The sequence below is a fragment of the Pedobacter sp. UC225_61 genome (assembly GCF_044452285.1).
Lineage (GTDB): Bacteria > Bacteroidota > Bacteroidia > Sphingobacteriales > Sphingobacteriaceae > Pedobacter.
In genome coordinates this window covers 1,990,302-2,002,838 of the sequence record NZ_JBIOAL010000001.1, presented here as the reverse complement: position 1 = coordinate 2,002,838, position 12,537 = coordinate 1,990,302, and the positions used below count along the sequence as shown (strand labels likewise).

Sequence of the window (12,537 nt, the reverse complement as noted above, 5' to 3'; positions counted from 1 at the left end):
ATCAATTAAATGTTACTTCAAAAATTGCACCTTGCGGTACGTTATCTTTTACGCTAATATCAGCGTCGTGGTTTTGTAATACCTCTTTAACAATAAACAAGCCAAGTCCAGTACCTTTAGATTTGCGCACATTTTCATCGCCAACGCGGTAAAATTTATCAAAAATAAGCATCTTTTCTCCATCTGGGATACCTGGACCTTTATCAGAAACCGTTAAAAAGGGCTTACCGTCATTTTGACATAGCTCTACTGCTATTTCGGCACATGGACCAGAATATTTAACTGCATTCTCAACCAGATTAGTTACTACGGATGATAAAGCAAATTTATCGCCAAGCAATTTGATGCCCTTTTTTATTTTAGTATTGATTAACTGCTGGTTACCACACGAATGAACTTGCAATCGGTCTGTTATTTTAGTAACCATTTCTGAGAAATCAAACTCTTCTTTAGGGAAAGAATACGTACGACTTTCGATCTTCGTAGCCAATAACATATTCTCTACTAAATCATCCAAGCGCTCAATATCCTTAAGCGAATTATTTAATAAAGAAGTTTGCATAGCTTTTTCCAAATCTCTTTTTACAATGGTTTGTAAACTTAGTTTTATAGCCGCCAAAGGTGATTTCAGTTCGTGAGTAACTGACATTAGAAAATTCTGTTGCTGTTCCTTTAATCTGTCTTCCTTTTTAATAGAAGCATGAATAAAATAAGCGCCAACGCAAAGTAAGAAGATGAAAATTGAACCTTCTCCCATTATCATCCCCATTTTTTGCGGTTGTAAATCAATTACAACCGAACCCCACCAAAACATTTCTAACAATGCGTAGAGTAGTAAAAAATAAAATATGAGGATCGATTTTTTCATTATACTTTTCTAAAAACTAAATCCAATGCATCAAAAATAGCTCTTTTTGCTTTCTCTAGTTCTATTTTTGTATGTGCTGCAGAAACGAAACCAACTTCGTAACCAGATGGACCTAAATAAATGCCTCTGTTTAACAATTCACGGTGCATTACTTTAAATTTCTCCATGCTTGTTGGATCAATATCTTCTGCTGTTTTTATATCTTTATCTGTAAAGGCAAACCAAAAGATGGAACCTACTGTAAACACTTTAAATTTATAATTTCTGGCAGTTGCAAAACGCTGAATGCTATCGGTAAATTCTTGCGTTTTTGCATTTAAATCTTTGTAAAAACCTGAGCGTAATAATTCAGTTAGTGTAGCAATTCCCGCAGCCATTGCTACCGGATTACCAGATAATGTTCCAGCTTGGTAAACTCCGCCATCGGGCGAAATACGACTCATAATTTCTGCAGAAGCACCATACATTCCTACTGGCAAACCTCCACCAATAATCTTTCCGTAAGTCACAATATCTGGCTTAATGCCATAATGTGCTGCTGCACCTTCAATACCAACTCTAAACCCAGTAATTACTTCGTCAAAAATTAATAGAGCATTGTTTTCTGTACAAGCTTGTCGCAAAAACTCAATATACTCTTGATCTTGCATCAACAAACCATTATTGGCAGGAATTCCTTCTATAATTACCGCAGCAACTTGATCTTTAAACTGTTCAAAAGCTTCAGAAATTGCATTTTTATCATTTAAAGAAATAACAATAGTTTCAGCAGCAAAAGATTTAGGCACACCTGCCGATGAGGTTTCTCCAAATGTAACTAAACCAGAACCTGCTTTTACTAAAAGTGAATCGCTGTGGCCGTGATAACAACCTTCAAATTTGATGATTTTATCTTTTCCTGTATAGCCACGAGCTAAACGAATTGCCGACATAACTGCTTCAGTTCCAGAGCTCGTAAAACGAATTTTTTCTACATATTTATTATTCTTGATAATCAGCTCTGCTAATTCATTTTCTAATGCAGTTGGTGCGCCAAAGCTCATTCCATTCTGCATTACTTCAATTACCTTTTCTCTGATTTTAGCATTGTTATGACCTAAAATTAAAGGGCCCCAGCTTGCGCAAAAATCTATAAACTGATTACCATCTGCGTCCCATATATAACAACCATCACCTTTCTGAATAAATAATGGTGTTCCATAAACAGATTTAAATGCTCTAACTGGCGAGTTAACTCCACCTGGAAAATAGGTTTTCGATTTCGCATACAACTCTGCCGATTTCTCGCGACTAATATCAGGTTTACTTCCTGTATTTATCGGCATTTCTTCTTCATTTCCTGAAAATATTTTCTTTAATGATTCTAACATTTTTTAAGCTTTAAGTGGTAAGTTCTACGTTTTAAGTTTGCATTACTTTACAACTTATTACGTATACCTTAGAACTCTTACATCCAATTATTTTCTACTATATCTCTAATGTGGTACGTGGTTATAATACTTGCTCCGGCTCTGGCAAAGGCATGCATAGTTTCCATTACTACTTTTTGCTCGTCTATCCAGCCTCTTTGCGCTGCTGCTTTAATCATCGAGTATTCTCCCGAAACATTATAACAAGCAATTGGCAAATCAGAGTTCTGTTTTAATTTGCTAATGACATCTAAGTAAGCCAAAGCAGGTTTAACCATCAACACATCTGCACCTTCACTTTCATCCAACAATGCTTCTCTAACCGCTTCCGTTCCATTCCTAAAATCCATTTGATACGCTTTTCTATCGCCTTTATTTGGCGCACAATCTGCCGCTTCTCTGAACGGTCCATAATAAGCCGAAGCAAATTTGGTGGCATGGCTCATAATTGCGGTATTCACAAAACCACTTCCATCTAATTTATGTCTTATGGCAGCCACACGACCATCCATCATATCTGAGGGCGCTAGCATATCAGCACCTGCTTCTGCATGATTTAAAGCCATTTTCGCAATTAATTCTACTGATAAATCATTTTGGATATAATCATCTTTCATAATTCCGCAGTGACCATGAGTGGTATAAGAACAAACGCAAACATCGGTAACTACATATAAATCTTCTCCAAAGTTTTTCTTTAATTCTTTAACTGCAACTGGCACTAATGAATGTGGATCGTAAGCTGATTTTGCGTCATCACTTTTTTCATCGCCCACACCAAACAACATTATTTTATTTACGCCGAGTTTTATTCCTTTTTCAACATCTTTCAACAATGTATCCACAGAAAAATGGTTTACACCTGGCATTGCATCAATCGCTTTGGTCACTCCAGTTCCAGGAACTACAAAATAAGGATAGATAAACATATCCTTTGCTAATCGCGTTTCAGCAATCATTTCTCGTACAACTGGATTTTTTCTTAACCTACGTGGTCTGTGCATCATAATATCGAGTATATTTTTCAAGTATTTACTTGAATTAACTAGTTATATGTCAATTCCAAAAACAGCTTCTGCCAAACCAATTTCATCTGGCGAATAAGGCAATGTATATTTCACCCCCATTTCATCAAATTTTTTGCCTGTAGAATTACCTATAGCAATTACTTTCTGTTCTGGATCTAATAAGTTATCCGTAAAATAAGCATCAACATTGCTTGGACTTGTGAAAATCAATACTTCAGCGGTTGTGCCATCAATATCATCACTTACTACTGTTTCATAAATTGGTAAATCGACAACTTTTGTAGTTGCGCTTAAAGATTTTTGAATACTCAATAATGAATCTTGTGCTCTTGGGAATAATACAGTCTGTCCATCAGCCAGTTTTGCAAATTCCTCTGCAACTTCAGTAATATCTCCGCTCTCGCCAACAAAATCAGCTAAATGTCCAAACTTTCTCAATGTGTCTTCGCTACCGCGACCAACTACTCCAAATTTTACTTTTTTTGCTAAAACTGGATTTAATTTGAAGAAATATTCTACTCCATTTCTACTACTAAAAAATATCCAATCGATGTTCTTTAAATAAAATGGATCTAAAATATTTACAATTGGGAATGTACGGATTAATGAACGTCCATCAATTTCTATACTGTGTTTTTCTAAAGCTTTTCTAAAATAACTGTGCTCACCAATTTCTCTTGAAATGAAAACCTTAGCAGGAAGTTTTCTTGATTTATCAAATTTTGCTACAATTTTTTCAGCTAAACCTTCTGTAGTTGAAGTTCTAAAAAACAAACGATCTGGGAAATCTTCATCCGTTTCTGCTTTTGATGTCCAAACTTCAAATTCGCCGTCTTCTTTTTTGCAATAACATCCTAGTGGCATATGGCAGCCGCCTTCAAAAAGGTTCAACACTTTACGTTCAACAGCAATTTCTTCTGCAGTTGCCGTATCATGTATTTTTTGTAAAGCAGTAAAAAGCTCTGAATCGTTTTCACGAATTTGGATTGCTAATGCACCTTGCGCAGGTGCTGGAACTAATTCAGTTGTATCTACAACTTCTACGTGAAACTCGCTTAAATCTATATTTAATCTATTTACACCAGCTTTTGCTAGTAAAATAGCATCGTAATCTTCATCTCGTAATTTTTGAATACGCGTTGGTACGTTCCCACGTAAATCTTCGATATTTAAATCTGAACGCAAGGCTAATAATTGCGCTTTACGTCTATTAGAAGATGTGCCAACCATTGCTCCTTTTTTTAAGGATAATTTCTGACTTACATCTACACAGTCTTTTAAAATCAATAATAACTCTGATGGATCTTCACGTTCAGTAACTGCGGCAATAATCAACCCTTCTGGATTAGTAGTTGGTAAATCTTTGTGAGAATGAACAGCAATATCAATTGTTCCGTTCAATAATTCTTCTTCTAATTCTTTGGTAAAAAATCCTTTTCCTTCTAATTTATCAAGTCTAAGATTCAATATTTTATCGCCCTGCGTTTTAATAATTTTCAATTCTGCATCTATACCAATACTTGCTAATCTATCTTTTGTGTTGTTAGCTTGCCATAATGCCAAATCGCTTCCGCGTGTACCAATAATTATTTTCTTCACCTTATGCTTAGTTTTTCCGCAAATTTAGTTAATTTTTCTGCAAGAGAGATCCCGAATTAAATCAGGAAGACGGGAATATTAGCTATTTTTTACTAAGATTTCTTTTGCCATCACCATTGGTATGGTAATGCATTTTTTCTCCATGTAATCCATTACCCGTTCTAAAACTGCTCTCGAATTATCATCTAAAGTATTTATTTCATCAGCAAAAACACCATTGATAGCCGTATGTTTTATCTCTTTGATTTTTTTAGGCACATCACTCATCGCAATTTCTATTTTGCGTTGGCGTAAAACAGATTCAAATTCTTTAATATTTTCGTCGATGATATGTTCTGCATTAACTAATTCATCGTAACGTTCTTGAATATTTTTGCGGGCAGTTTCTTTTAATGATTCTACTTCGATATAATGTATTGGAAAGTTTTTTACCACTTCTGGCGCCACATCATTAGGAACTGCTAAGTCTACTATTATCTTTTTACCAGTGTCTCCGTTTAATAATTTAATGTAAACTTCTTCAGTAATAATCGGCTCAGTTGCGCCAGTACAAGTAATAATTACATCAAATCCCTTTTCGTAATCGGCTAATGCCGAAAGTAGATAAGCTGTTCCGTTTAAATCTTTTGCTAAGCATTCTGCTTTTTCTATGGTTCTGTTGAAGATAGAAAAGTTAGAATATTTGTGTTTTTTAAGGTATTGGGCAATATTTTTATTGGTTTCGCCAGCGCCTATAATTAATAAACGCGGATTTGTGCACATCGTCAATTCTCGCAATTTTCGATATGCTAATGATACAACAGAAACCGGATTTTTTGAAATATTAGTGTGGGTATAAACTTCTTTAGCAGTTTTAACAACACGGTTCATTACCATCCGCATGTAATCGCCAGTAAATCCAGCAATGCGACATGCCTCGTAAGCTTTACGAATTTGAGCAAGAATTTCTTTCTCGCCAACTACTAAACTTTCTAAAGAACAAGAGGTACGTAGTAGGTGATTAAATGCATCTACTTTTTCGTATATCGAAACATTTGCTATGAATTGCTCCATGTATTCTTCTGGCAAACCCATATCCAATACATGTAAAAAACGACTAATAAATGCTTTATCAAGCTCTGCTACTGAAGTAAATACAAACTCAACGCGGTTGCATGTACCAACATAAAATATTTCTTTTATGTTTAACTCTGATTGGATATTCCTCAACCTATCGTCCAATGTATGCTCACATATAACTAATTTCCCTAAAGCCTTTAGGTCAATCTGTTTGTGTGTAAATGCAATAATCTTTAAATATTCCAAAATGGGTACAGCCTATTAATTTAGTGCGAACAAAAGTACTAAACCCAAACCTGCAAAACTGTCATTATGCTGTAATTTAGGTTAATTTAGAAAGGTTTTAAATTAACTCGGAATTAACAAACCATGCCTTTTCAAAATTGTTATTAAAGTTTAAAATACTAAGTTTAAGATGGATTATGATACATAAAGAAGAATTTTCGTTAACTGGTTCAGATCAAAAAATTATTGTTGGAGATATAACTTATGACGATAAGAATACAAAAGCACCACTTGTAATTTTTGTTCACGGATTTAAAGGTTTTAAAGATTGGGGTACTCATAATTTAGTAGCCCGTTATTTTGCGCAAAATGGGTACCGCTATTTGAAATTCAATTTATCACATAGTGGAGTTACATCAGAAAAACCAAATGACGTAAGTGACATGAATACCTTTGCTGCCAATACAATTTCTAAAGAAATGTTAGATGTTGATATTGTTTTAGATTATGCTTTAAAAAATCTAGATGTGAGCGAAGTATTTTTAATTGGCCATAGCAGAGGTGGTGGATTAAGTATTTTACAGGCTGCCAATAACCCACATATTAAGGGTTTAATTACATGGAGTGCAATTGCAGACTTTAGTAGTTTGTGGGGAAAAGAACGTGAAGAAGAATGGAAAAAAGAAGGTAAAATATATGTAATGAATGCTCGCACCAAAGAGAAAATGCCTCTGAATCTTACCTTATTCTCTGATTTTGAAGAGAATAAAGAAAAATTAAATATTATACGTAGTGCAAAGCAGATTAATATTCCTTGGTTAATTATACAAGGCGATGATGATGTAAACGTTCCTTTTGAAACTGCACAGCAACTAGCTAATGCCAACCCAAGTAGTAAGTTACTTAAAATTGAAAGTGCAAACCATGTTTACGGCGCTTCGCACCCCTATTATAAAGAGACTTTACCGCCACAATTATTGCAAGTTTGCGAAAAGAGTATATTGTTTTTGAATGGGTTGTGACAAATAGTATCTTTATAGTCTAGTAGAATCATCATGAACGAAGAAATTTTCCGTCAATTTGCCGATATTGAAGTTAAAGAAATGAGCCCTGGCTTTTTTTCAAAACTCATCCACACTGATAATAACACCATCAATTTTATTGACATTAAAGCAGGGAGCGATTCTCCTATTCATAGTCATCCACACCATCAATGTGCTTTTGTGTTAAAAGGCCAGTTCGAGATGACGGTTGGTGAAGAAACTCAGATTTTAGATACGGGCAAATTTGTTGTTATTCCTGGTAATATACCACATGGTGGAAGAGCAGTTACTGATTGTACCTTATTAGATATTTTCAGTCCTGGAAGAGAAGATTTTAAGTATTAGTTTTTTATTCAAAAAAATTGATTGCTTATGGATATGCTTCAAAAAACGATTAGTTTAAAAGCCAGAAACCGAGGTTTTCATTTAATTACTGATGAAATTTTAACTGCTATTCCGGAAATCGAAGATTTGAAAGTTGGAATGATTCAAGTTTTCATTCAACATACTTCAGCATCATTAACCATTAACGAGAATGCTGATCCAACCGTAAGAAAAGATTTTGAAATGTGGTTTAATAAAACTGTCCCAGAAAATGACCCAGATTACAAACATGATTACGAAGGTTCTGATGATATGCCGGCACACCTAAAATCAGCTTTGCTAGGTAATGATGTTTTAATCCCAATTAAAAATGGACAACTTGCTTTAGGAACTTGGCAAGGGATTTACTTATGTGAACATCGTAATTATGGAGGCAATAGAACTGTAGTATTAACAGCTTGGGGAATATAATTTAACCTTCAACTGTCTCCACCCAATTCCCATCTTCTCTAATAATTTCGATGAGTTCATCTAAAGCTGATGGAGTATTTACATTTTTCTTTACCACTTCCTTACCACGGTATAGTGTAATTTTTCCGGGACCAGTGCCCACATAACCATAATCTGCATCTGCCATTTCACCCGGACCATTTACGATGCAGCCCATAATGGCAATCTTAATTCCTTTTAGATGATCTGTTTTTGAACGAATGTATTGTGTTGTTTCTTGTAAATCGAATAATGTACGTCCGCAGCTTGGACAAGAAATATATTCTGTTTTTGAAATACGTGTACGCGTAGCTTGTAAAATACCAAAACTAGTAGAGTTTATTAACGATAAGGCAATGTTTTCTGTCGCCTTAATCCATACTCCATCACCAAAACCATCTGTTAATAAAGCACCCATATCGCTAGCTGCATATAACATTAGTTGATCAGAATCAATATTTGTATAGGTATTTTTTATAATGACTGGAATTTGAGCATTATTTTTAGCTAATTCAATAAAAAATGGTCTTATTGATTGAACTCCTTGATTGCCTTCCAATATGAGTACGAGAGGTAAGTTAACTAAATTAGGCAGAATTAGCACAAATGCACTGAAATGATTGGCATTAATTTTTAAAAAATTTAATGTATCATCTTTAATATCTCTATCCGAAAAACTATCAAAATTAAACACCGGGTAACAGTTGTGTTTATCTTTTAATCTTAACCAAGTATCATAATTATATACCTGTTTTAAATTTCCAGGAAATGAAAATGAAGGTAATTTATCGCCTAAATAAACTAAATCACAAGCTTGGTCTGTAAGATTGTATTTATCTAACCCAGCACTATAATTATAGCCAATCGAGCTTAAAAAATAAGGGTCTTTTAGATTTTGGTTACTCACATCAATCATCACAACAGGAGGATTATTACCACCTATTTGCTGAATTTGTTTTGTAATTCCTCTAGAGTATTGATAAGGGCTATACGGTAAATTTTTAGCATCAAGGGTGGAAGTGAAAGCTTTAGTATTATTCCTTAATGGCTTTTCGTATCGATCCGCTAATGCTCTAGCTACTGGCGCCTCAAATTCTGGATCTTCAGTTAAAGAAACACGTATGGTATCTCCTAATCCGTCAGCTAATAAAGTACCTATACCTACCGCCGATTTAATACGTCCGTCTTCTCCATCACCGGCCTCAGTAACACCTAAGTGCAAAGGATAATTCATCCCTTCTTTCACCATTGTTTCTACCAGTAAACGATAAGCTTGCACCATTATTTGTGTATTACTGGCCTTCATCGAAATACACAAATTGTAAAAATTCTGGTCTTCACACATTCGAATAAACTCCATCGCAGACTCAACCATTCCTCTTGGTGTATCACCATAATGGCTCATGATTCTATCTGAAAGAGAACCGTGATTAGTTCCAATACGCATAGCGGTGCCATATTCCTTGCAGATTTTAACTAATGGTGTAAATTTTTTATAAATGCGTTCTAGCTCTGCTTGATATGCATCTGTAGTATATTCTAAATTTTCGAATTTCTTTTTATCTGCATAATTACCTGGATTTACGCGAACTTTTTCTACAATGCGAGCAGCGGATTCTGCAGCGTTTGGGGTGAAATGTATATCTGCAATTAAAGGAACATCATATCCACGTAAGCGTAGTTCTTTTTTAATATTCGCTAAATTTTCAGCTTCCTTAATACTTGGAGCGGTGATGCGCACATACTCACAACCCGAATGCACCATTCTGATAGTTTGCTCTACAGTTGCTATTGTATCCATTGTATCAGTAGTGGTCATGGATTGAATGCGAATAGGATTTAAACCTCCCATTGGAATATTTCCTATTGTAACTTCTCGAGTTAAAAATCTCGAATAAGTGGTTAAACTGTTACAATAACCGCCTTCTAACTGATATGGTTTAGCTACTTCTTGCATCGGCAACAAAGATACTTTAAAAGTTGAAACGTTGTAATATTGAAGAGTTGAAATGTTGTAAAATTTGCATCGCAACTACTAGCTATTAACCTAAATAAGTCGCTGCTTAATAACAAGTGTATTTGCAATTACATCATGCAAGCATTGTTGTTTTTTATTGAGAAAACTATACAAGTAGCCTAAAAATAAGGGTACAACTGAAATAGCTTTTGCCAAATTCCTACCAAAAGAAACACTTAAAGGAACACGATTTCCCAGCATGTCGGTAACTTTGATATCTAATAAGCGTTTGCCAATTGTAGCCTGTTTGATAGATGCTTCTGCAAAACTGCCATATATAAATTTAGCTAATGGAATGAGCGCTAAAAAAACTAAAGCAGTTGTAATACGAGATGTTTTTTGATCGATAAAAATAAATAAAATTAGCACTACAATTACGTAGGCAATCATTAAAAAGAAATAATCAATTGCAGCAGCGAGTAATCTTTGATCAAAAGAAGCAAAATATTGTGGTGCAGTTTGTTGATGACGAAAGCCCAACCATTCGCGTAGCTCTGGCAGTTCATGAGCTTCTTTATAGTCATCCATACCTGGAGTTCTGATAAAAGTACCAGGCTTTATATTTAGATTTTTTAATTCCTCTAAACTGTATGGGCCTTCTGGTTTACCATTGATAACTACTGTATACTCCATTTATATTAAGTTCTGTGTATTAAGGTATAAGTTATATGGCATCTTACAAAAATAATGGGTAAAAAATGATTCGATTTTCATTTTTTACCCATTTAAAAAAACTTATTATTAATATCTATCTACTTCAAAGCTACTTAAACCCCCATCAAAATTAATAAATATCTTTTTGGTTGATGATTGGTAATTCGGTGTTTCGTAAACGCCTTCGCTCACTTTTGTAAAGCCTGTAAAATCTTTTGAAGACAAACCTGTTTTGGTTTTAATACGGCATCCAGATCCTGTAGGGATTTTAATTTTTACATCAGCTACGCCAGTTTTAACATTCACATCAGTAATCGGTAATAAATCGCCTAATTTAACGTCTAGCTCTGCTGCACCTCCATCAAAATTGAACGTTCTTACTTTATAATTTGTTAAATCAAAATCTATTTGACCAGCTCCCATTCCAAAATGCATTTCCCAAATAGGGCTAGTATTTAAGCGTACATCAACGTTATTACTTCCACTTCCAATCGACCAGCCTCTGCGGTTGTTTTTATTCTGCATTTTAAACGTTAAGGTATTTACGCTATCAGAAGTTGTTTTGTCTAATGCGAAATTTCCATTTCTTTTTTTAACATCTGCCGAGAATAAACTATCCGTTTCTCCTTTAAGGTTGAACGAAGTACCTCCTCCAGAAATATTTAAAATCGTTTTTTTAAGTGTATCCTCAGCCGTAAATGGTTCAGAAAAATTCAATTTTGTATAATTAGAATTGTCGTCATCATCATCATCCATATCGATATTAACATGGTTCCCACGATCGTTCCACCAAAAACCACGTTCAGGTCTTTGTTGTCCTTTCACAAATAAAACCGATAGTGTAATTACCAAAATACTTAATGAAATGATATTTCCAGTTTGAGAATTGTTTCTATTAAAAAGGATATTCACACCCAAAATAATTAGAAATACTGGCCAAAAATCCCATACATTACGCCAATAAAACTCAATAACGTTAAAGTTATCTAATAATAGTACGCCACCTATAAACAAAAGTAGCACCCCCCATATTACTTTATCTAATTTCATCTTATTTAAATTTATTTATGCTTGGTGTATAGTTCGCATGAAAACTATCCAACCTAAAATTAATTATTTATCATGCATATTGGTTTGGTTGATTACGATTGAGGATTTGGCGTTGCCGAATCTTTATCTTCTTCTACTATAGTTGCATCTTCAACCGGCTTCTGTGAAGTTGTATTCTGAGCATCTTCTGTGGTTTTTTTAAAGGTATCCCACTCGTTTTTTCTTTGATTTCTAAAGATTAAACTTATGCCTAACGCTACAATTGCTAAAGGCCATAATTTGTAGATTTTAAAAATATTAAACCAATGAGGGATAATATCAAATTGCCTTAATAGGAAATAAAAACCTAAAATTAATAAGATTAAACCTCCAATTGTACGACCAGTATCGTTTCCTTTTGGAAATTGGTTCACAAGGTTTGGGTCTTTAAAATCTGGACCAGCATTTGGTGTATTCCATTTGGTTTGGTCGCTAGAATTTGATGGATTATTAAACGCGTTTGGCGAATTGAATATAGAAGGATCTTGCTTGCTTTTATTAAAATACTCATTAAACTTTGCGTAACGAGCAGCAGGATCATTATTTACTGGTACAACGATCCACATTACAATATAAACTAGTAAACCTGTACCTGCTAAAAATATGGTTGCTAATACAAATAACACTCTGATAATTGTAATGTCTACTTGCATATAATCCGCTAAACCAGATGCAACACCTGCAACGGTTTTGTTGTGTTCGTTTCTAAATAATCTCTTTTCCATAACGTTAT

Annotated in this window: 12 protein-coding genes; 3 read left to right on the top strand and 9 right to left on the bottom strand. The window is 34.4% G+C overall.

The features are described from left to right. Window position 1: 1 nt before the first annotated feature. From ACHMWN_RS09260 to hemA, 5 genes are all read right to left on the bottom strand, one after another. Window positions 2-868: a sensor histidine kinase gene (locus ACHMWN_RS09260; protein WP_372820377.1), complete on the bottom strand. Its 867-nt coding sequence runs from the start codon at window positions 866-868 to the stop codon at window positions 2-4. Next, window positions 868-2,238, bottom strand: coding sequence for a glutamate-1-semialdehyde 2,1-aminomutase (hemL, locus tag ACHMWN_RS09255; RefSeq protein WP_397300035.1), 1,371 nt, complete (start codon window positions 2,236-2,238; stop codon window positions 868-870). Before hemL ends, ACHMWN_RS09260 begins: the two co-directional genes overlap by 1 nt. A gap of 77 nt (window positions 2,239-2,315) precedes the next feature. Then, complete coding sequence (hemB, locus tag ACHMWN_RS09250; protein WP_397303560.1) at window positions 2,316-3,284, bottom strand: porphobilinogen synthase; 969 nt, start codon at window positions 3,282-3,284, stop codon at window positions 2,316-2,318. Between the two features lie 42 nt (window positions 3,285-3,326). After that, window positions 3,327-4,904, bottom strand: coding sequence for a hydroxymethylbilane synthase (gene hemC / locus ACHMWN_RS09245; RefSeq protein ID WP_397300032.1), 1,578 nt, complete (start codon window positions 4,902-4,904; stop codon window positions 3,327-3,329). Window positions 4,905-4,982: 78 nt separating this feature from the next. Next, window positions 4,983-6,209 carry a glutamyl-tRNA reductase gene (hemA, locus tag ACHMWN_RS09240; RefSeq protein WP_397300029.1) on the bottom strand — a complete coding sequence of 409 codons (1,227 nt, stop codon included), beginning with the start codon at window positions 6,207-6,209 and terminating at the stop codon, window positions 4,983-4,985. A gap of 176 nt (window positions 6,210-6,385) precedes the next feature. On the opposite strand from hemA, the gene ACHMWN_RS09235 reads away from it, so the two are divergent. Genes ACHMWN_RS09235 through ACHMWN_RS09225 form a run of 3 tightly spaced genes read left to right on the top strand, consistent with a single transcriptional unit; the run spans window position 6,386 to window position 8,026 of the window. Further along, window positions 6,386-7,210: an alpha/beta hydrolase family protein gene (locus ACHMWN_RS09235; RefSeq protein ID WP_397300026.1), complete on the top strand. Its 825-nt coding sequence runs from the start codon at window positions 6,386-6,388 to the stop codon at window positions 7,208-7,210. Window positions 7,211-7,243: 33 nt separating this feature from the next. Continuing rightward, window positions 7,244-7,576 (top strand): cupin domain-containing protein, encoded by a 333-nt coding sequence (locus ACHMWN_RS09230; protein WP_397300023.1) that lies wholly within the window; start codon window positions 7,244-7,246, stop codon window positions 7,574-7,576. A gap of 27 nt (window positions 7,577-7,603) precedes the next feature. Further along, window positions 7,604-8,026: a secondary thiamine-phosphate synthase enzyme YjbQ gene (locus tag ACHMWN_RS09225; RefSeq protein WP_397300020.1), complete on the top strand. Its 423-nt coding sequence runs from the start codon at window positions 7,604-7,606 to the stop codon at window positions 8,024-8,026. 1 nt (window position 8,027) lies between these two features. On the opposite strand, the gene ispG is transcribed toward ACHMWN_RS09225, so the two are convergent. The 4 genes from ispG to ACHMWN_RS09205 form a co-directional block, all read right to left on the bottom strand. Then, a complete protein-coding gene (gene ispG / locus ACHMWN_RS09220) occupies window positions 8,028-10,001 on the bottom strand; it encodes a (E)-4-hydroxy-3-methylbut-2-enyl-diphosphate synthase (RefSeq protein ID WP_397300017.1) in 1,974 nt (657 codons plus the stop codon). Between the two features lie 90 nt (window positions 10,002-10,091). Continuing rightward, window positions 10,092-10,694: an RDD family protein gene (locus tag ACHMWN_RS09215; RefSeq protein WP_397300014.1), complete on the bottom strand. Its 603-nt coding sequence runs from the start codon at window positions 10,692-10,694 to the stop codon at window positions 10,092-10,094. Between the two features lie 108 nt (window positions 10,695-10,802). Continuing rightward, entirely contained in the window at window positions 10,803-11,765 is a 963-nt protein-coding gene (locus ACHMWN_RS09210; RefSeq protein ID WP_397300011.1) for a LiaF transmembrane domain-containing protein, read from the bottom strand. Window positions 11,766-11,857: 92 nt separating this feature from the next. Further along, window positions 11,858-12,529, bottom strand: a complete 672-nt coding sequence (locus ACHMWN_RS09205) for a PspC domain-containing protein (RefSeq protein WP_397300008.1) — start codon at window positions 12,527-12,529, stop codon at window positions 11,858-11,860. Window positions 12,530-12,537: the final 8 nt, after the last annotated feature.